A 20,749-nucleotide genomic window follows, 5' to 3' on the forward strand; every position below is an offset into this window, starting at 1 on the left:
CGGCCGGGACCGCGCGTGTCGTACGACCCTTCTTCAGCGGACGGCCTGGAGAGCCCGGTCCGGCTGTTGCTCCCGCCCCTGCTGCTCCTGTTCCGGCCGCTCCTGTGCCTGCTTCTGCCGTACGGGGTCGGCCGGTTCGGCCTCCGGTTCGGTGGCGGACGGTGTCGCCCGCTGCGCGATCAGCGCGCCGACCAGCACCATCAGCCCGCCCGCCAGCTGCGCGCCCGCCAGCCGCTCGTCGAGCAGCGCCCAGGCCAGGACGGTCGCGATGACCGCCTCCAGGCAGGCCACCACACCCGCCACCTGCGGGGACAGCCGGCGTACCGCCAGCACCCCGGTGAGGAACGCGGCGACCGTCGAGACCAGCACGATCCAGCCGATCAGCGCGATCCGGGGCGCCTCCACGCCGCCGAGCTGCGCGCCGCCGCCGAGGACCGACCAGTCCAGCTGCCACGGCCGCGCCACCACGGTCAGCACGGCCGCGCCGACGAGCAGGCCGTACGCGATGACGGCGACCGGCGACACCGCCGCCCTGCCGTCACCGGCGTGACCCCGGTCGGACAGCAGGAAGTACCCGACCTGGCAGCCCGCGGCGCCGAGCGCGAGCAGCAGCCCCACGGGGTCGAAGGCGAGCCCCGACCACACCTGCACCACACAGGCCAGTCCGCCCACGGCCAGCACGACGCCCAGGGCGGCGGCCCGGGTCACGGGCCTGCGCTGCACGAAACGTACCCACAGCAGCACCAGCGCGGGAGCCAGGTACTCCACCAGCAGGGCCACGCCGACCGGGATGTAGGACAGCGAAGCGAAGTAGAAGGCCTGCACGCCGGCCACGGCCAGCAACCCGAAGCCGAGCAGCAGCCCGGGGCGCAGCCGCAGCGCCGACCTGTGGTGGACCGCGAGCGGCAGCATCACCAGCGCCGCGCCCGCGACCCGCAGCCACACCACGTGCAGCGGGTCGATGCCCGCCTCGATGAGGGGTTTGGCGGCCACTCCGGAACCACCGAACGCGAAGGCCGACGCGACGGCGAGGGCCAGCCCGGTGTGCGTCGTGCCCCGGGCGGGGCTGATCGTGGCGCTCATACGGCGACCGCCTCCTTCGGCGCGTTCCCGGTGAGGACCGCCGGGTTGGCCAGGCCGTGCACCGGCCGCCCGAGGAACGCGCCGCGCACCGCGTCCAGCACCGTGCTCGCCGCCCGGTCCTGCGCCTCGGCCGTACCGGCGCCGATGTGCGGGGTGCACACCACCGAGTCCAGGTGGGGGAGGGGCGAGTGGACGGGCGGTTCGGTCGCGAAGACGTCGAGTGCGGCGCCCGCGATCCGGTCCTCGGCCAGCGCGCGGGCGAGCGCCGCCTCGTCGACGATGCCGCCGCGCGCGGTGTTCACCAGGCGCATGGTTGGTTTGGCCAGGGCGAGTTCCCGTTCACCGATGAGGCCGGTGGTGGCGGGCGTGCGGGGCACGTGGATCGTCAGGACGTCGGCGGTGGCGACCAGCTCGTCCAGCGGCAGCCAGGCGACGCCGTGCGCGTACGCGAACTCGGGTGTGACGAACGGGTCGTGGGTGAGCAGCTCCACCTCGAAGGGGGCGAGCCGTTCCGCCACCAGCTGCCCGATCCGGCCGAAGCCGACGATGCCGACGCTCTTGCCGCTCAGCTCGGAGCCCTGGAAGTCGGCCCGGCGCCACTCCCCGGCGCGCACGGACGCGGCGGCGGCCGGGAGGTTGCGGAACATCGACAGGATCAGCCCGACGGTCAGCTCGGCGACGCTGGTGATGTTGGAGACGGGTGCGTTGACCACCATCACCCCGGCGCGGGTGGCCGCTTCGACGTCGACGTTGTCCAGGCCGACACCCGCACGGGCGACGATCCGCAGCCGCGGGGCGCGGTCGAGCACCTCCTGGTCGACTTTCGTGGCGCTGCGGATGACGAGCGCCTCGGCGTCCCGGACCGCGTCCAGCAGGGCGGCGCGGTCGGCGCCCCGGCACTGGCGTACGTCGAAGTCGCCGTGCAGCTCGGCGGTCAGGCGGGCCGGCAGCGGGTCCGAGATCAGCAGCACGGGCCGGGGCGTGGTCGTGGACGCCGTCATGGTCGTGGTCATGGCGTGGTTCCCCTTCACGGGTCGGGTACGGGGCGGGCGACCGGAGCGGTGCGCCGGCGCGGGGTGGCGCTTACGCGTAGCGGCTCAGGTCGTGGAAGAAGCCCGGCGCGGGCTGGGCCAGGCCGCGTGCGGTGGCCTCCCGGTAGACGTGCGCGCCGACGGCGAGGTCGAGGATGCCGAGTCCGAACGGGGAGAAGATCACGGGACGGTCCTGGGGCACAGTCACCGTGGAGCGCAGCACGTCGTACAGCGTCCCGTCGACGAAGTCGCGGTTGCCCGTGGCCTGTTCGAGCAGGTGTGGGGAGGTGTCGGCCTTCAGGCAGTGCTCGATGTCGTCCAGCACGTTGAAGGAGCCGCGCAGGATCTCCGGGTCCAGGTCGCGCAGCGAGATGTGCAGCACGGTCGGGTTGTGCGCGAACCAGGCGGGGTCGTGGATGTGCGGGGTGGCCGCCGTGGTGGCGAAGACGACCAGGCCCGAGGCGCGCAGAGCCTCCTCGGCCGACTCCCGGACGACGATCTTGGCGGGGGTGCGGTCGGCGAGGTGCCGGGCGAAGCTGTCCGCGTACTCCCGGCTGGCGTCGTGGATGCTGATCTCGTCGAACTCCCACCCGGTGCCCTGGAGGTGGGTGAAGAGGTAGCGGGCGATCAGCCCGGTGCCGAAGAAGGTGACGGTACGCGGCCGCTCACGGTCCCGGTGCAGCTCACGCGCGGCGAGCGCGGCCGAGGACGCGGTGCGGGTGGCGCTGATGATGGAGCTCTCCAAACACGCGAACGGGTAGCCCGTGTCGTGGTCGTTGAGGACCAGGACGGCGGAGGCGCGCGGCAGGCCGCTGGTGATGTTGCGGGGGAAGCTGGAGATCCACTTGATGCCGTCGACGGGGCGCTCACCGCCGAGCGAGGCCGGGAGCGCGATGATGCGCGAGTCGGGGCGGTCGGGGAAGCGGAGGAAGTAGCTGGGCGGGTTGACGCTCTGGCCCTCTCCGTGGGCGAGGTAGGCGTCGCGCACGACATCGAGGATGCTCGGCTCGTGGCCGGCCAGGACGTCGTGGACGGCCTTGCCGCCGATGACCGAGAACTCGGGGACGGCGGGGGCGGTCGGTGTGGTGGTCGCGGTGGGCGCGGACATGGGTGTGCTCCTGGGAAGGTGGGAAGGGGGGCTGTGGGCGGGGTCCGCCGGGTCAGCTGCCGACGAGCGTGCCGGTCGCCGCGCGCGAGAGCGGATCGTCGTCCGTGATGTCGCCGAACCGCGCCCGGACCCACACGTCGTCGTAGACGGAGTCGAGGTACCGCTCGCCGAGGTCCGGGGAGATCCCGACGGCCAGCGCCGTCGGGTCGGCGTCGCCCAGGCGCTGCAAGGCGCCCGCCAGGACGGTCCCGGTGGAGCCACCGAGCAGGTAGCCGCGGCGCGCCATGGCGCGGCACATGCGTACCGCCTCCTGCTCCGGGACCATCAGGATCTCGTCGACGACGCTCTCGTCGGCGATCTCCGGGCGGCGCCCGGTGCCGAGACCGGGGATGTGCCGGGTGCCGGACGGGCCGCCGAAGGTGACCGAGCCGACGCTGTCGACGGCGACGACCCGTGCGGGGTGGCCGATGTGCTTGAGGTAGCGGGCGCAGCCGGTGAGCGTGCCGGTGGTGCCGGCGCCGATGAACAGGTAGTCGAGGTCCGGGAAGGCGCGGACGATGGCGGGGCCCGTGGCCCGGTAGTGGGCGCGCCAGTTGTTGTCGTTGGCGTACTGGTTGAGCCAGAGGGCTCCGGGCGTCCGGCGGCACAGCTCGCGGACATGGCGGATCCGGGCGCCGAGCAGCCCTTCGACGGGGTCGGGTTCGGAGATGACGACGACCTCGGCACCGTAGGCGCGCATCATCCGCAGATGGCGTTCGGTGCAACGGGTGTCGGTCACGCAGACGAACGTGTAGCCGCGGTCGGCGGCGATGGCGGCCAGTGCGACGCCGAGGCTGCCCGAGGACGACTCGACGACGGTGGACCCGGGACGCAGCCGTCCCTCCTCCTCCGCCGCGCAGATCATGCTCAGGGCCGCCTTGGCCTTGACGGAACCGGCGAAATTGAATCCCTCGCACTTGAGGAAGAAGGGTCTGCGAAAAGGAGGTGTGAGGTCGATGAATATGTCGTCGGGTGTGAGATCCAGTGGGGAAGTCACAATCTCCGGTGAATTCCTTTCCGATTTCATGGGCGTTACGCTACGGGCTGCCGAGATCCCGGGCAATCGTGCTCACCTGCGGAAAGGACGCGCAATTACCGTACGGTGCGGGTTGGTTGGGTGATACACGAATGGGGGTGTGCGTGTGACGCACCCGGGCGACCCGGAACGGCCCCGAACGGCCCCGGATTTCCCGGGGCCGTCCGTCGGGGCGGCTTGCTTCCGGTTTCACACCGGTACGGGCTTCACACCGGTAGGGGCAGTGCTTCCCTGATGAGTGACGCCACCCGCGGGGCGCAGTCGTCGAGGGAGAAATGGCCGCCCGGCAGCAGCCGGACGGAGGTCGCCGCGGTGGAGAGGTCCCGCCAGGCGGCCGCCCCCGCGCCGGTCACCAGCGGGTCGGCGTCGCCCACCAGCACGGTGAGCGGGCAGTCCAGCGGTTCGCCGGGCGACCACACGTAGGAGCGCAGCGCCCGGTAGTCGGCGCGCAGGGCGGGCAGAGCCATGGCGACCAGCTCGGGCTCCTCCAGGACGCGGCTGCCCGTACCGCCGAGCCGGCGGATGTGGGCGAGCAGCGCCTCGTCGTCCCGCACGTCGTCGGTGGCGACCGGCCCGGCCGACGGGGCGTCACGGCCGGAGACGAACAGCCGCACCGGCGCCGGGCCCGCCGTCCGCCGAAGGCGGCGAGCCGTTTCGTACGCGACGACGGCGCCCATGCTGTGGCCGAACAGCGCGTAGGGCTGCTCGTCCCGGGTGCGGATCTCCGCCGCGAGTACGTCGGCGATGGCGCCGATGTCCTCCCACGGCCGCTCCCGGTACCGGTCCTGCCGCCCCGGGTACTGCGCCGCCGCCACGGCCACCGACACCCGGGCCCCGGTGGGCCCGCCCGCCGCGAGCGCCCCGGCGAGCGGGGCGAACGCCCCCGCCGGGCCGCCCGCGTGCGGGAAGCAGTACAGCCGCAGCCCGGCGTGAGGGTCCGCGCCGCCCCGGGCCCGACCGGCTGCCGCGCCCGGCGGGGCCGGGGAGCCCCGGTCGGGGCCGGGCCCGGGCAGCTCGCGGAACCAGGCGGCCGTCACACCGCCTCCCGGGCCGTGGCGGGGATGCGCTCCCCGGCCGGGGCCTGGGCGGGGACGGTGCGTTCCCGGATCAGGTCGGACGCCCGCTCGCCGATCATGACCGCCGGGGCGTGGGTGTGGCCCCGGGTGATCGTCGGCATGACCGAGGCGTCCGCGACGCGCAGACCCGCCACGCCCCGCACCCACAGACGCTCGTCCACCACGGCCCCGGCGTCACCGTCCGGGCCCATCCGGCAGGTGCCCACCGGGTGGTACAGCGTGTCGCCGTGCTCCCGCACCGTCCGGATGAGTTCGGCGTCACCGACCCGGCCCGGCCAGGGCGCCATCGGCCCGCCGACCAGCGGGCGCAGCGCCTCCGTCTCGAAGAGCCGCTCGGCGAACCGCAGCCCCGACAGGAACACCCGCAGGTCCTCCTCGGCGGAGAAGTAGCCCGGGTCGATGCGCGGCGGGCCGGCCGGGTCCGCCGCCGACAGGGTGATGCGGCCCCGGCTCTCCGGCTGGAGCAGGATGACGCCCAGGGTGACCCCCGGTTTCGCCGCCGTGCCGTGGTCGGTGAACGGGATGGGCGCCCAGATCAGTTCGAGGTCCGGCGCGCCCGGGCCGCCGTCGCCGCGGAAGAAGGCCACCGCCTCGGCGATGTTGGAGGTCAGCGGGCCGAGCCGCTCGGTCTCGAAGCGAGCCCGGTTCGCGGGCGTGTCGGCGTCGGCCAGCGGCACCGGAACCGTCGCCTCCATGAGGAGGTTGAGCGTGAGGTGGTCCTGGAGGTTCCGCCCCACGCCGGGCAGCTGGACCGTCGGGCTGATCCCCGCCGCGCGCAGCTCGTCCGCGTCACCGATACCGGACAGCATCAGCAGGTGCGGCGAGCCGATCGCGCCCGCGCTGAGGATCACCTCCCGCCGGGCGGTGAGGACGCCCCGGTCCGACTCCACGCCGGTGGCCCGCCCGTCCTCCACCACCACCCGCCGCACCTGGGTGCCGGTGAACACCGTGAGGTTGGCGCGCTCCAGGGCGGGCCGCAGGTATCCGTCCGCCGCGCTCCAGCGGGCGCCCCGCAACTGGTTGAGCGGGGTGACCGCACAGCCGGTGTGGTCGGGCCCGCCCAGGCCCTGGGTCAGTTCCGGCAGGCCCACCTCGGCGCACGCCTCCAGGAACCGGGCGGTCGTCGGATCGGGGTCACGCGGCGGGGAGATCCACAGCGGGCCGTCCGTACCGTACGTACCGCCGTGCTCCGGAGCGCCGGCCCACCGCTCCGCGCGGCGGAAGTACGGCTCGACGGCCTCCCACGACCACAGGTCGCCCACGGACCGGGCCCACGGCTCGTAGTCCTCGCTGTGGCCGGGTATCCACATCTGCGCGTTGATCGACGACGAGCCGCCGAGGGTGCGGCCGCGCGGCCAGAACATCTCGCGGTCGCCCATGCCGGGCTGCGGACCGGTACGGAAGGCCCAGTCCGCGTCGGTGTGCATGAGGGTGAAGAAGGAGTACGGGACCCTGATGTCCGGGTGGTCGGTGTCACGGCCGCCCGCCTCGACGAGGGCGACACGGACGGACGGGTCCTCGGAGAGCCGGGCGGCCAGCACGCAGCCCGCCGAACCGGCGCCGACGACCACGTAGTCGAAGTCGCCCGTCGCGCTCGTGTCGATGGTGGTGTTGTCGCGGGTGTTCATGGGTGGGTTGTCCCTCCTCGCGGTCATGGATGGGGCCGCCAGGCCGCACCCGGGCGGTGCGACCACCCCACGGGCGCGGGCAGGGCCCCGGCGGACCGGCGGGGCCAGTGCGCCGCGGGCGGCCCGGACGGCGGCCGGCCCGACCCCTCCCGGGCGGCGGCCGCCAGGGCGGCGCCCCGCGCGCACAACAGGGCGACCACGGCCGCCAGTTCATCGGCGTCCGGCCGTCCCCTGACGACCCGGATACCGGACGCTCCGGTCACGGAGTCCGCTCCGCCGGCGCTCACTGCGGCTGGTTCCCGTGCTTGCGCGACGGCAGCGGCGCGCTCTTCGCCCGCAGCATGTCCAGCGCCTCGATCAGCCGCATCCGGGTCTCCGCCGGATCGATGACGTCGTCCACCAGACCCCGCTCGGCCGCGTAGTACGGATGCATCAACTGGCTGCGGTACTCCTTGATCCGCGCCGCCCGCGTCGCCTCGGGATCGTCGGACGCGGCGATCTCCCGCCGGAAGATGACGTTGGCCGCGCCCTCGGCGCCCATCACCGCGATCTCGTTCGTCGGCCAGGCGTAGGTGAGGTCCGCGCCGATGGACTGCGAGTCCATGACGATGTACGCGCCGCCGTACGCCTTGCGCAGGATGAGGCTGATGCGCGGCACGGTGGCGTTGCAGTACGCGTACAGCAGCTTCGCGCCGTGCCGGATGATCCCGCCGTGCTCCTGGTCGACGCCCGGCAGGAAACCCGGCACGTCCACCAGCGTCACCAGCGGGATGTTGAACGAGTCGCAGAGCTGCACGAACCGTGCCGCCTTCTCGCTCGCCGGGATGTCCAGCACCCCGGCCAGAGCAGCGGGCTGGTTCGCGACGACGCCGACCACGTGCCCGTCCAGCCGCGTCAGGGCGCACACCACGTTGGTCGCCCAGTTCTCGTGCACCTCGAAGAACTCGCCGTGGTCGACGATCTCCTCGATCACCTTGCGCATGTCGTACGAACGGTTCGCGTCGGGCGGCACCAGCTCGCCCAGCACGTCGTTGCGCCGGTCCGCCAGGTCGTCGCACTCCTCGGACGGCGGCAGCTCGCGGTTGTTCTGCGGGAGCATCGACAGCAGATGGCGCACGTCCTCCAGGCAGCTCGCCTCGTCGTCGTACGCGAACCCGGCGACACCCGAGATGGAGGTGTGCGTGTCGGCGCCGCCCAGGCCCTCCTGGCTGATCTCCTCACCGGTGACCGCCTGCACCACGTCCGGCCCGGTGATGAACATCTGCGCGATGCCCCGCACCATGAAGACGAAGTCCGTCAGCGCCGGCGAGTAGGCCGCACCGCCCGCGCACGGGCCGAGCATCACGCTGATCTGCGGAATCACCCCGGAATTGCGGACGTTGCGCTGGAAGATCCCGCCATAGCCGGCGAGCGCCGTCACACCCTCCTGGATCCGCGCCCCCGCCCCGTCGCACAGGCCCACCACCGGGGCGCCCGCGGCCTCCGCCAGGTCCATCAGCTTGTGGATCTTCTGGGCGTGCGCCTCGCCCAGGGCGCCGCCGAAGATCCGGAAGTCGTGCGCGTACGCGAAGACCGTCCGGCCGTGCACCTTGCCCCAGCCGATGACGACACCGTCCGTGTACGGCCGCTTGTTCTCCAGCCCGAACCCGCTCGCCCGGTGCCGCCGCAGGGTCTCGACCTCCTGGAACGTGCCCTCGTCGAAGAGCAGGTCGAGGCGCTCCCGGACGGTGAGCTTCCCCTTCGCGTGCTGCGCCTCGGTCGCCGCACCACTGGGGCCGTGCCGTGCCTGCTCGTAGAGGGCCTGCATCTCCGAGGTGAATTCGGGGCGTTCCTGCATGACGGTCATGTCGTGGAGCTCCATTCGGATACGGATACGGATGCGCATACGGAATCCGCCACGGGAGTCGAGGCGGAAACCGAAAAGGAAAACGGGCTGGGGACGGGGAGCCTGGTTGCCGCAAACGGTAGGGGCGGAGGGGAGAACTCCGGGAACCGGACGTCAACCAGCCGGTAATCGGGCCCGGTCGCGGAAGCCGGGGACGAGCGATTACCGGCGAATGTGCGGGCCGTTGAAACGACCCGGTTAGCGTGACCGCACCTTTTCTGAAACCCGTTGTGCGAGTGGTACGAGTGGAGCCCGGAAATGATGGAATCCGACCCGATCGCCGTGATCGGCCTGTCCTGCCGCCTTCCCGGAGCACCGGACCCGGACAGCTTCTGGCGCCTGCTGCGCGACGGGACCAGCGCCGTGTCCGAAGCCCCCGAGGGACGTTGGGACGTCGACACGCTCTACGACCCCGACCCCAACGCGCCCGGCCGCATGAACACCCGCTGGGGCGGCTTCATCGACGGCGTAGGCCACTTCGACCCCGAGTTCTTCGGCATCTCCCCCAGAGAGGCCGCGTCGATGGACCCGCAGCAGCGGCTCCTCCTCGAACTCGCCTGGGAAGCACTGGAGAACGCCGGCCTCGTCCCCGACACCCTCCGGTCCACGCCCACCGGCGTCTTCGTCGGCGCCGTCAACGGCGACTACGAGCTGCTGCTCCACCGCTCCGGCCGCGACGCCATCGGACGCCACTCCCTCACCGGCACGCAACGCGGCATGCTCGCCAACCGCCTCTCGTACACCTTCGGCCTGCGCGGCCCCAGCCTGACCGTCGACTCGGGCCAGTCCTCCTCCCTGGTCGGCGTCCACCTCGCCTGCGAGAGCCTCCGCAGCGGCGAGTCCCGGATCGCCCTCGCCGGCGGCGTCAACCTCAACCTGGCTCCCGAGGCGACCATCGGCACCAGCAAGTTCGGCGCCATGTCCCCGGACGGCCGCTGCTACACCTTCGACGAGCGCGCCAACGGCTACGTACGCGGCGAGGGAGGCGGCCTCGTCGTCCTCAAGCCGCTGTCCGCCGCCCTCGCCGACGGCGACACCGTCCTCGCCGTCATCCGGGGCAGCGCCGTCAACAACTCCGGCGCCGCCAAAACCCTCACGACCCCCGACCGCAACGCCCAGGAAGCCGTGATCTCGGCCGCCTGCCGCCGAGCCGGCGTGGACCCGGCGCAGGTCGGCTACGTCGAACTGCACGGCACCGGCACCAAGGTCGGCGACCCCATCGAGGCGGCCGCCCTCGGCGCGGTCTACGGACAGGACCGGCCCGCCGCCCGGCCGCTGCGCGTGGGCTCCGCCAAGACCAACGTCGGCCACCTGGAGGGCGCCGCCGGCATCGTCGGCCTGCTCAAGGCGGTCATGGCCCTCAACCACCGGCAGCTCCCCCCGAGCCTCAACCACCAGCGCCCCAACCCGCGCATCCCGCTCGACGAGCTGAAGCTGCGGGTCCAGCGGGAACTCGAACCCTGGGCGGACGACCGTCTCCTCGCGGGCGTCTCGTCCTGGGGCATGGGCGGTACGAACGTGCACGTGATCGTGGAGGAGGCGCCGCGCGAGGAGGTTCTCGTCTCCGACACCGTCGTGGGTCGGGTCGTGCCGTGGCTGGTGTCGGCCCGGAGCCCGGAGGCTCTGGCCGCGCAGGCGGAGCGGTTGGCCGCGTATGTGGGGGAGTCCGGTGTCGACGTGCGGGATGTGGCCTTCTCGCTGGCGACGGGCAGGGCGGCGCTGGAGCAGCGGGCCGTGGTGGTCGGTGCCGATCGGGACGAGCTGATGGCGGGACTGGCTTCGGCGCGGGCAGTGCGGGCCGTGGGCGGTAAGTCGGCGTTCCTGTTCACGGGTCAGGGTTCGCAGCGGCTGGGGATGGGGCGTGAGCTGTATGACGCGTTCCCGGTGTTCGCGGAGGCGCTGGACGCGGTGCTGGCGGAGCTGGAGCCGGGGCTGCGGGAGGTGATGTGGGGCGAGGACGCGGAGGCGCTGAACCGGACGGAGGTGACGCAGCCGGCGTTGTTCGCCATCGAGGTGGCGCTGTTCCGGCTGTGGGAGTCCTGGGGTGTACGCCCCGACGTGGTCGCCGGGCATTCGATCGGTGAGATCGCCGCCGCGCATGTGGCCGGGGTGCTGTCCCTGGCCGATGCGGCGAAGCTGGTGTCGGCGCGCGGCCGCCTGATGCAGGCCCTGCCGCCCGGTGGCGCGATGGCGGCGCTACAGGCGGGCGAGGACGAGGTGCTGCCGCACCTCACCGACCGCGTGGGCATCGCCGCCGTCAACGGACCGCGAGCCGTCGTGATCTCCGGCGCGGAACGCGACGTACAGGAGGTGCGCGAGCGGTTCGAGGCGGAGGGGCGTAAGACGACCCGCCTGAAGGTGTCGCACGCGTTCCACTCGCCGCTGATGGAACCGATGCTCGCGGAGTTCGGGCAGGTCGTGTCCGGGCTGGCCCTCCACGCGCCGCGCATCCCGTTCGTGTCGACGCTCACCGGCACGCCGGTGACGGACGAGATCACCGACCCCGCCTACTGGGTGCGGCACGTCCGTGAAGCCGTCCGGTTCGCCGACGCCGTCCGGGCCCTGGAGGCGGACGGGGTCACCCGGTTCGTCGAACTGGGCCCCGACGCGGTGCTCGCGGCGATGGCACGGGGCGCGCTGGAGGGGGCGGGCGCGGAGACGGTGCCCTCGCTGCGGCGCAACCGTGGCGAGGAGGAGGCGGTCGTCACCGCCCTGGCCCACCTCCACGCGGCGGGCGGCACCGTGCGCTGGGACCGGTTCTTCGAGGGCACCGGCGCGCGAACCGTACCCCTGCCCACGTACGCTTTCCAGCGCGACTACTACTGGCTCGACGCCACCGCCCCCACCACCCACACCGCCGTGGCTGCCGGTCCGAGTGCGACTGCTCCTCGCACGGAAGCCGCGCCGCACCACCCCTTGCGGGACCGGCTCGGCGAGCTTTCGGAGGAGGAGCAGCGGCGCACACTGCTGGACCTGGTTCGTGCCGACACCGCGACCGTGCTCGGTCATGCACGACCCGCCTCGATCGAACCGGACCGGGCGTTCCGCAGCATGGGACTCGACTCGCTGGGAGGCGTCGAGCTCCGGGACCGGCTGTCGGCCGCGACCGGGCTGCGCATCCCGGAGTCGGTCGTGTTCGACCACCCGACCCCGGCCGCCGTGGCCGCGTTCCTGTACGAGCGACTGATCGGCGGAGACGCGGCGGCGAACCCCGGGCCGGAGAGCACGGGCGCCGCCCCCTCGGCCGACGAGCCGATCGCCATCGTCGGCATGGCCTGCCGGTTCCCCGGCGGTGTGTCGTCGCCGGAGGACCTGTGGCGGCTGGTCGAGGGCGAGGTCGACGCGATCGGTGACTTCCCACGCGACCGTGGCTGGGACGTCGACGCGCTGTACGACCCGGAGCGAGGCACGTCGGGCCGTACGTACACGCGCAAGGGCGGCTTCCTGTACGAGGCCGGGGACTTCGACGCGGCGTTCTTCGGGATCTCGCCGCGTGAGGCGCTGGCGATGGACCCGCAGCAGCGGTTGCTGCTGGAGGCGGCGTGGGAGGCGCTGGAGTACGGCGGGATCGACCCGCTGTCGCTGAAGGGCACCCCCACCGGTGTCTTCGCCGGAGGTGCGCCCCAGGACTACGGGCCCCGGCTGCACGAGCCGGCCGACGGCGTGGACGGACACCTCCTGACCGGCACCCTCGCGAGCGTGATCTCGGGCCGGATCTCGTACGTGCTGGGGCTGGAGGGGCCGTCGGTGACGGTCGACACGGCGTGCTCGTCGTCGCTGGTGGCGGTGCACCAGGCCGTGCAGTCGCTGCGGCTCGGGGAGTCGTCGATGGCCCTGGCGGGCGGCGCGATGGTCATGGCGACACCGGGCATGTTCGTCGAGTTCTCCCGCCAGAACGGTCTCTCCGAGGACGGTCGGTGCCGGGCGTTCGGTGCGGGCGCCGACGGTACGGGCTGGGCGGAAGGTGCGGGTCTGTTGGTGCTGGAGCGTCTGTCGGACGCGCGGCGCAACGGTCACCGGGTGCTGGCGGTGGTGCGGGGTTCGGCGGTGAACCAGGACGGTGCGTCGAACGGCTTGACGGCGCCCAACGGTCCGGCTCAGCAGCGGGTGATCCGGCAGGCGCTGGCGAGTGCGGGACTGGGGGCGGCGGATGTCGATGCGGTGGAGGCGCACGGGACGGGGACGCGGTTGGGTGACCCGATCGAGGCGCAGGCGCTGCTGGCGACGTATGGGCAGGGACGGTCGCCGGACCGGCCGTTGTTCCTGGGGTCGTTGAAGTCGAACATCGGGCACGCGCAGGCGGCCGCCGGGGTCGGCGGGGTCATCAAGATGGTGATGGCGCTGCGGAACGAGAGGCTGCCGAAGACCCTGCACGCCGAGGACCCCACCCCGTTCGTGGACTGGGACGGTGGCGCGGTCGAGTTGCTGACCGAGGCCCACCCCTGGCCGGCGGACGCGGACCGGATCCGCCGCGCGGGCGTCTCGTCGTTGGGTGTGAGCGGTACGAACGCGCACGTGATCGTGGAGGAGGCGCCGCGCGAGGAGGTTCTCGTCTCCGACACCGTCGTGGGTCGGGTCGTGCCGTGGCTGGTGTCGGCCCGGAGCCCGGAGGCCCTCGCGGCGCAGGCGGAGCGGTTGGCCGCGTATGTGGAGGAGTCCGGTGTCGACGTGCGGGACGTGGCCTTCTCGCTGGCGACGGGCAGGGCGGCGCTGGAGCAGCGGGCCGTGGTGGTCGGTGCAGGTCGGGAGCAGCTGATGGCGGGACTGGCTTCGGCGCGGGCAGTGCGGGCCGTGGGCGGTAAGTCGGCGTTCCTGTTCACGGGTCAGGGTTCGCAGCGGCTGGGGATGGGGCGTGAGCTGTATGACGCGTTCCCCGCCTTCGCCAAGGCGTTCGACGCGGTCACCGCCGAGCTGGCCCCCGGGCTGCGGGACATCGTCTGGGGCGGCGACGCGGAGGCGCTGAACCGTACCGAGGTGACGCAGCCCGCCCTCTTCGCCGTCGAGGTGGCGCTGTTCCGGCTGTGGGAGTCCTGGGGCGTACGCCCGGACGTGGTCGCCGGGCATTCCATCGGTGAGATCGCCGCCGCGCATGTGGCCGGGGTCCTGTCCCTGCCGGACGCGGCGAAGCTGGTGTCGGCGCGCGGCCACCTGATGCAGGCCCTGCCGGCCGACGGGGCCATGGTCGCCGTCCAGGCCGCTGAGGACGAGGTGCTGCCGCACCTGACCGACCGCGTGGGCATCGCCGCCGTGAACGGCCCGCAGTCGGTCGTCGTCTCCGGCGCCGAGGACGAAGTGCTGGCCGTCAAGGCGCACTTCGAGGCCAAGGGGCGTAAGGCGACGCGACTGAAGGTGTCGCACGCTTTCCACTCGCCGCTCATGGAGCCGATGCTCGACGAGTTCACCCGAACCGTCACCCAGCTCACCTTCAACCTTCCGCGCATCCCGTTCGTGTCGACGCTCACCGGCACGCCGGTCGCGGACGAGATCACCGACCCCGCCTACTGGGTGCGGCACGTCCGCGAAGCCGTCCGGTTCGCCGACGCGGTGCGGGCCCTGGAGGCGGACGGGGTCACCCGGTTCGTCGAACTGGGCCCCGACGCGGTGCTCACCGCGATGGCGCAGGGAGCCCTGGAAGGGGCGGGCGCGGAGACGGTGGCCTCGCTGCGGCGCAACCGTGGCGAGGAGGAGGCGGTCGTCACCGCCCTGGCCCACTTCCACGCGTCGGGCGGCACCGTGCGCTGGGACCGGTTCTTCGAGGGCACCGGCGCGCGAACCGTACCCCTGCCCACGTACGCCTTCCGGCATCAGCGTTTCTGGCTGAACCCGCCGAAACCGACGGCGTCCGTGGAGGCCGCCCACCTGGGGCTGGACACACCGGCGCACGCCCTGCTCGGGGCCGCCGTGGACCTCGCGGGTGCCGAGGGGCGGATCTTCACCGGCCGCCTGTCGGCCGCTGACCACCCTTGGCTCGCCGACGGGGCCTGCGTACCGAGTTCCGTGTTCGTCGAGCTGGCGATGCACGCCGGTGACGCGCTCGGCTGTGGCGTCGTGGAGTCCCTGACCGTGCGGGCGCCCCTCGTGCTGGACGGGGACGCCGACGGCACGGCCGTACAGCTCCAGATCGTCGCGTCCGGCGCCCCGGACGAGGACGGCCGGTACGCGGTGTCCGTGCACGCCCGGCCCGAAGGGCGTGACCTGCCCTGGACGCTGTACGCCGACGCGTACCTCCGGACCGGCGAGGACAGTGGCGAGGACGACGGCGTCGAGTCGTGGCCGGACGCCAAGGAACTGACGGACCTCGTGGCGTTGGACGAGGCGTACGAGACGGACGGGTTCGTCCTGCATCCGCTGCTGCTGGACTCGGCGGTCCGGGCTGCCGGGAGCGCCGGCGCTCTGGCCTGGTCGGGAGTGCGGGTGTACGCGGAGCGCGCACAGGACCTGCGCGTGCGGGTCCGGCGTACGGGCGAGGCCGAGCTGGGGCTGCAACTGACCGACCCGGCGGGCCGGCTCGTGGCGTCCGTCGACTCCGTGACGCTCGGCGAGTTCCCGGCCGACCGGTTGCGGACGCGGGAGGCGGACGCGCTGTTCCGGGTCGACTGGGTGCCGGCCGACCTGGCGGAACCGGCGAGCCCCGTCCGCTGGGGCACGCTGGACCCGGTCGGTGTCACTGGGGCGCTCCTGCCCGACGCCCCCCGCTTCGGCGGCGTCACCGAGGTGGGCGAGGCGGTGGCGTCGGGCGCGGTGGACGCGCCCCACGCGGTGCTGGTGTCGTGCGTGACGCCGGCACCTTCCGGGGACGGCGACGTGCTGGGTGCGGCGTACGCGCAGGTGCACGGTGTGCTGGCGCTGGTGCGGGAGTGGCTGGCCGACGAGCGACTGACGGATGTCCGGCTTGTCGTCCTGACGCGCGGCGCGGTGGCGACCCGGGACGGTGAGGAACCCGATCTGGCGGCGACTCCGGTGTGGGGCCTCCTGCGGTCGGCACAGGCCGAGAACCCGGGCCGGATCACGCTGGTCGACGCCGAGAGCGGCGACGACCCCGACGGGCGGGCCCTCAGCCGGGTCGTCCGGTCGGACGAGCCGCAGGCGGCGCTGCGCGCCGCCGGCATCCTCGTACCGCGTCTGGTGAAGGAGCGACGCGAGCGGGCCGAACCGGCGTGGCACTCCGGCGGTACGGTGCTGATCACCGGTGGTACGGGCAGTCTGGGTGCGCATTTCGCGCGGCATCTGGTGGTCGAGCACGGTGTGCGGTCGTTGCTGCTGGTGAGCCGGCGTGGTGCGGACGCTCCGGGGGCGGGGGAGCTGCGGGCGGAGCTGGAGCGGTTCGGTGCCCGTGTGTCGGTGGCGGCGTGCGATGTGACCGACGTGGACGAGCTGGGCCGTCTCCTGGCGGGCGTTCCGGCGGACCGGCCTTTGTCCGGTGTGGTGCACACGGCGGGCGTCCTGGACGACGGCCTGGTCACGGCGCTGACCCCGGAGCGGGTGGACGCGGTGTTGCGGCCCAAGGTGGACGCGGCGTGGAACCTGCACCGCCTGACCCGTGACCTGCCCAGCCTGAAGCACTTCGTGCTGTTCTCCTCCGTGACCGGCACCCTCGGCAGTGCGGGGCAGGCCAACTACGCGGCCGCGAACACGTTCCTGGACGCGCTCGCCCAGTACCGGCACGCGCAGGGCCTGCCCGCCACCTCCGTGGCCTGGGGCCTGTGGCAGCAGGACGGGGACCACGGCGGCATGGCCACCCGGCTCGACGGGACCAGCCGGGCCAGGTGGGCGAAGAACGGCTACCTGCCCGTCACCATGGCGCAGGGCCCGGCCCTGCTCGACACGGCCGTCGCGCTCGGGCTGACCGTCCCGGTCGCCACCCCGCTCGACCTGGCGGCGATCCGCGGCACGGGCGCCGTACCACCCCTCTTCCGCGCCCTCGTCCGGACGCCCGCCCAGCGCCGCCGCGCGGCGACCGGACTCGCGGCGGCCGGGCTCGCGGACACGGCCGAGCAGACCCTCGAGCAGCGGCTCGCCGGGCTGGCACCGGCCGAACGGCAGCGCACGCTCGCGGAGCTCGTCCGCACGGTGGTGGCGGCGGTCCTCAACCACACGGACGCCCAGGCCGTCGGAGCCGAACGCACCTTCCAGGAGCTGGGCTTCGACTCGCTCACCGCCGTCGAGCTGCGCAACCGCATGACGGCCGAGACCGGGGTCCGGCTGCCGGCGACGCTCGTGTACGACCACCCGACCCCGGCCGCCCTCACGGCACACCTGCTGGCCGAACTGGTACCCGCACCGACGTTCTCGGAGAGCGCGCTCCTGAGCGAGGTCGCTCGCATCGAGGAGTTCCTCACCGGAGCGGTGACGGGCGACGGCGAGAAGGCGATCGCCGCTTCCCACCTCCACGACCTGCTCACCCGCTGGGGCGGGGCCGGGACACCGGAGCTCCCCGCCCCCGAACCCGAGACCGACGCATTCGACCTCGACTCCGCGACGGACGACGACCTCTTCCAACTCGTCGACGCCAACCGAAAGGACTGAACACCACATGTCGAACGAGGCAAAGCTCCGCGACTACCTCAAGCGGGCCATCGCCGACACGCGCGAGGCCCAGCAGCGGCTCCAGGAGGTCCAGGACGCGGCCGTCGAGCCGATCGCGATCGTGGGCATGGCGTGCCGGTACCCGGGCGGTGTGTCGTCGCCGGAGGACCTGTGGCGGCTCGTCGAGACCGAGGCCGACGCCGTCGGTGACTTCCCGGACAACCGTGGCTGGGACGTCGAGACCCTCTACGACCCCGAGCCCGGCACCTCGGGCCGTACGTACACGCGCAAGGGCGGCTTCCTGTACGAGGCCGGCGACTTTGACGCCGACTTCTTCGGGATCTCGCCGCGCGAGGCGCTGGCGATGGATCCACAGCAGCGGCTGCTGCTGGAGACGGCGTGGGAGGCGCTGGAGTACGGCGGGATCGACCCGCTGTCGCTCAAGGGCACCGCGACCGGTGTGTTCGCCGGAGCCGCCACGCAGGACTACGGGCCGCCATTCCACCGCCCCGCCCAGGGACTCGACGGACACCTGCTCACCGGCCGCCTGGCCAGTGTGATCTCGGGCCGGATCTCGTACGTGCTGGGGCTGGAGGGGCCGTCGGTGACGGTCGACACGGCGTGCTCGTCGTCGCTGGTGGCGGTGCACCAGGCCGTGCAGTCGCTGCGGCTCGGGGAGTCGTCGATGGCCCTGGCGGGCGGCGCGATGGTGATGCCCACGGCAGGGACGTTCGTCGAGTTCGCGCAGCAGCGGGGCCTGTCGGAGGACGGTCGGTGCCGGGCGTTCGGCGCCGGCGCGGACGGTACGGGCTGGGCGGAAGGTGCCGGCCTGCTGGTGCTGGAGCGGCTGTCGGACGCCCGGCGCAACGGTCACCGGATCCTCGCGGTGGTGCGGGGTTCGGCGGTGAACCAGGACGGTGCGTCGAACGGACTGACGGCGCCCAACGGGCCCGCCCAGCAGCGGGTGATCCGCCAGGCGCTGGCCGGGGCCCGGCTCACCCCCGCCGACGTGGACGCGGTGGAGGCGCACGGCACGGGAACGCGGCTCGGCGACCCGATCGAGGCGCAGGCGCTGCTGGCGACGTACGGCCAGGAACGGCCGGACGGACGGCCGCTCCTGCTCGGCTCGTTGAAGTCGAACATCGGGCACGCGCAGGCGGCCGCCGGGGTCGGCGGGGTCATCAAGATGGTGATGGCGCTGCGGAACGAGAGGCTGCCGAAGACCCTGCACGCCGAGGACCCCACCCCGTTCGTGGACTGGGACGGTGGCGCGGTCGAGTTGCTGACCGAGGCCCACCCCTGGCCGGCGGACGCGGACCGGATCCGCCGCGCGGGTGTCTCGTCGTTCGGCGTGAGCGGTACGAACGCGCATGTGATCGTGGAGGAGGCGCCGCGCGAGGAGGTGATCGTCTCCGACACCGTCCCAGGTCGGGTCGTGCCGTGGCTGGTGTCCGCCCGGAGCCCGGAGGCCCTCGCGGCGCAGGCCGGACGGCTGGCCGCGTACGCGGAGGAGTCCGGAGCCGACGTGCGTGACGTCGCGTACTCGCTGGCGACCGGGCGGGCGGCCCTGGAGCACCGGGCGGCCGTCGTCGGCGCCGACCGCGACGAGCTGGTCGCGGCACTCCGCGCCCTCGCCTCGGGCACCCCGTCCGGAGCCGTCACCTCCGACGAGGTGGGCGCCTCCAGTGACCGGACCGCGTTCCTGTTCACGGGCCAGGGATCGCAGCGGCTCGGCATGGGGCGTGAGCTGTACGACACGTTCCCCGCCTTCGCGGAGGCGTTCGACGCGGTCACCGCCGAACTGGCGCCCGGCCTGCGGGACACCGTCTGGGGCGAGGACGCGGAGGCGCTGAACCGTACCGAGGTGACGCAGCCGGCGTTGTTCGCCGTCGAGGTGGCGCTGTTCCGGCTGTGGGAGTCCTGGGGCGTACGCCCGGACGTGGTGGCCGGGCATTCGATCGGTGAGATCGCCGCCGCGCATGTGGCCGGGGTGCTGTCCCTGGCCGATGCGGCGAAGCTGGTGTCGGCACGTGGCCACCTGATGCAGGCCCTGCCGGCCGACGGGGCCATGGTGGCCGTCCAGGCCGCTGAGGACGAGGTGCTGCCGCACCTGACCGACCGCGTGGGCATCGCCGCCGTGAACGGACCGCAGTCGGTCGTCGTCTCCGGCGCCGAGGACGAAGTGCTGGCCGTCAAAGCGCACTTCGAGGCTCAGGGGCGTAAGGCGACGCGTCTGAAGGTGTCGCACGCTTTCCACTCACCGCTCATGGAGCCGATGCTCGACGAGTTCAGCCGAACCGTCACCCAGCTCACCTTCAACCTTCCGCGCATCCCGTTCGTGTCGACCCTCACCGGCACGCCGGTCACGGACGAGATCACCGACCCCGCCTACTGGGTGCGGCACGTCCGCGAAGCCGTCCGGTTCGCCGACGCCGTGCGTGCGCTGCACGGGCAGGGCGTGACCACGTTCGTGGAGGTGGGCCCGGACGCCGTCCTGACCGCCATGGCGCGGCAGACCCTCGACGCGCCCGGAATCCGTTGCGTACCGAGCCTCCGGCGTGACCGTCCCGAGGCCGCCGACGTCGTCACCGCCCTTGCCGGGCTCCACAACCGGGGCGTGGCCGTCGACTGGCGCCGTTTCCACGACGGCACCGGCGCCCGTGCCGTGCCTCTGCCCACCTACGCGTTCCAGCGCCGCACCTACTGGATCGCCGCGCCGGAGGCGAACGTCGAACCGCACGCGCCCGAGGGTGCCGACGCCCCTGCCGACGCCCCTGCCGACGCCCCGGCGAGCGCCCACCGGGCCGTCGTTCCGCTGGCCGAGCGGCTGCTCGGGCTGACGGCGGCGGAGCAGCGGGAAGCGGTGTCCGAGCTGGTGCGCGGCGAGGTCGCGGCCGTCCTGGGCTTCGCGGAGCCGGGCGCGGTCGGCCCCGACCGTACGTTCCAGCAGCTGGGGTTCACCTCCCTGTCGGCCGTGGAGCTGCGTGACCGGCTCCTGGCGTCCACCGGGGTCCGGCTGCCGGCGACGCTGGCCTACGACCACCCCACCCCGGCCGCCCTCGTCGCGCACCTGCACGCCGAGGTGGGCACGGCCACCCGTTCCGTACTGACCGAGCTGGAGCGTCTCGAGGCGGCCCTGGCCACCGTGTCCGAGGACGACGAGGTCCGTTCTGAGGTCTCCGCCCGGCTCCAGGGGCTGCTGGCGCGGTGGAGCACTGGTGCGGACGACGACATGGTGTCGGACGGCCCCGGCCCCGACCTCGACGAGATCTTCAGCTTCATCGACTCCGAGATCGGCGAGTCCGTGACCCACTGACGACGACGCGACACACCGCAC

10 protein-coding genes are annotated in these 20,749 nt (G+C 73.2%); 2 read left to right on the plus strand and 8 right to left on the minus strand.

The window, feature by feature from the left end; genetic code table 11:
* Positions 1-33 precede the first annotated feature (33 nt).
* The 8 genes from EIZ62_RS19015 to EIZ62_RS19050 all read right to left on the minus strand — a co-directional run bounded on the left by EIZ62_RS19015 (position 34) and on the right by EIZ62_RS19050 (position 8,847).
* Complete coding sequence (locus EIZ62_RS19015; RefSeq protein WP_156693852.1) at positions 34-1,083, minus strand: EamA family transporter; 1,050 nt, start codon at positions 1,081-1,083, stop codon at positions 34-36.
* A complete protein-coding gene (locus tag EIZ62_RS19020; protein ID WP_156693853.1) occupies positions 1,080-2,096 on the minus strand; it encodes a hydroxyacid dehydrogenase in 1,017 nt (338 codons plus the stop codon). The genes EIZ62_RS19015 and EIZ62_RS19020 overlap by 4 nt, the downstream gene beginning before the upstream one ends.
* A gap of 70 nt (positions 2,097-2,166) precedes the next feature.
* Positions 2,167-3,222, minus strand: a complete 1,056-nt coding sequence (gene sbnB / locus EIZ62_RS19025) for a 2,3-diaminopropionate biosynthesis protein SbnB (protein ID WP_156693854.1) — start codon at positions 3,220-3,222, stop codon at positions 2,167-2,169.
* A gap of 52 nt (positions 3,223-3,274) precedes the next feature.
* Complete coding sequence (sbnA, locus tag EIZ62_RS19030) at positions 3,275-4,258, minus strand: 2,3-diaminopropionate biosynthesis protein SbnA (RefSeq protein WP_244375800.1); 984 nt, start codon at positions 4,256-4,258, stop codon at positions 3,275-3,277.
* A 245-nt stretch (positions 4,259-4,503) separates the two neighbouring features.
* Positions 4,504-5,334: a thioesterase II family protein gene (locus EIZ62_RS19035; RefSeq protein WP_208827981.1), complete on the minus strand. Its 831-nt coding sequence runs from the start codon at positions 5,332-5,334 to the stop codon at positions 4,504-4,506.
* Entirely contained in the window at positions 5,331-7,001 is a 1,671-nt protein-coding gene (locus EIZ62_RS19040; protein ID WP_156693856.1) for a GMC family oxidoreductase, read from the minus strand. The genes EIZ62_RS19035 and EIZ62_RS19040 overlap by 4 nt, the downstream gene beginning before the upstream one ends.
* Positions 7,002-7,024: 23 nt before the next feature.
* Positions 7,025-7,264 carry an acyl-CoA carboxylase epsilon subunit gene (locus tag EIZ62_RS19045; RefSeq protein ID WP_167536394.1) on the minus strand — a complete coding sequence of 80 codons (240 nt, stop codon included), beginning with the start codon at positions 7,262-7,264 and terminating at the stop codon, positions 7,025-7,027.
* Positions 7,265-7,284: 20 nt separating this feature from the next.
* Entirely contained in the window at positions 7,285-8,847 is a 1,563-nt protein-coding gene (locus EIZ62_RS19050; RefSeq protein ID WP_208827982.1) for an acyl-CoA carboxylase subunit beta, read from the minus strand.
* A gap of 297 nt (positions 8,848-9,144) precedes the next feature.
* Between EIZ62_RS19050 and EIZ62_RS19055 the strand changes: the two genes are divergently transcribed.
* Positions 9,145-17,412 carry a type I polyketide synthase gene (locus EIZ62_RS19055; RefSeq protein ID WP_156693859.1) on the plus strand — a complete coding sequence of 2,756 codons (8,268 nt, stop codon included), beginning with the start codon at positions 9,145-9,147 and terminating at the stop codon, positions 17,410-17,412.
* A 49-nt stretch (positions 17,413-17,461) separates the two neighbouring features.
* Complete coding sequence (locus EIZ62_RS19060) at positions 17,462-20,728, plus strand: type I polyketide synthase (RefSeq protein WP_425281881.1); 3,267 nt, start codon at positions 17,462-17,464, stop codon at positions 20,726-20,728.
* Positions 20,729-20,749 lie beyond the last annotated feature (21 nt).

Origin of the sequence: Streptomyces ficellus, assembly GCF_009739905.1 — a bacterium.
GTDB lineage: Bacteria > Actinomycetota > Actinomycetes > Streptomycetales > Streptomycetaceae > Streptomyces > Streptomyces ficellus_A.

Coding starts and splice junctions, on each gene's coding strand:
- EIZ62_RS19015 (WP_156693852.1), bottom strand. CDS start 1,083: ATGAGCGCCACGATCAGCCCCGCCCGGGGCACGACGCACACCGGGCTG.
- EIZ62_RS19020 (WP_156693853.1), bottom strand. CDS start 2,096: ATGACCACGACCATGACGGCGTCCACGACCACGCCCCGGCCCGTGCTG.
- sbnB (WP_156693854.1), bottom strand. CDS start 3,222: ATGTCCGCGCCCACCGCGACCACCACACCGACCGCCCCCGCCGTCCCC.
- EIZ62_RS19040 (WP_156693856.1), bottom strand. CDS start 7,001: ATGAACACCCGCGACAACACCACCATCGACACGAGCGCGACGGGCGAC.
- EIZ62_RS19050 (WP_208827982.1), bottom strand. CDS start 8,847: ATGACCGTCATGCAGGAACGCCCCGAATTCACCTCGGAGATGCAGGCC.
- EIZ62_RS19055 (WP_156693859.1), top strand. CDS start 9,145: ATGATGGAATCCGACCCGATCGCCGTGATCGGCCTGTCCTGCCGCCTT.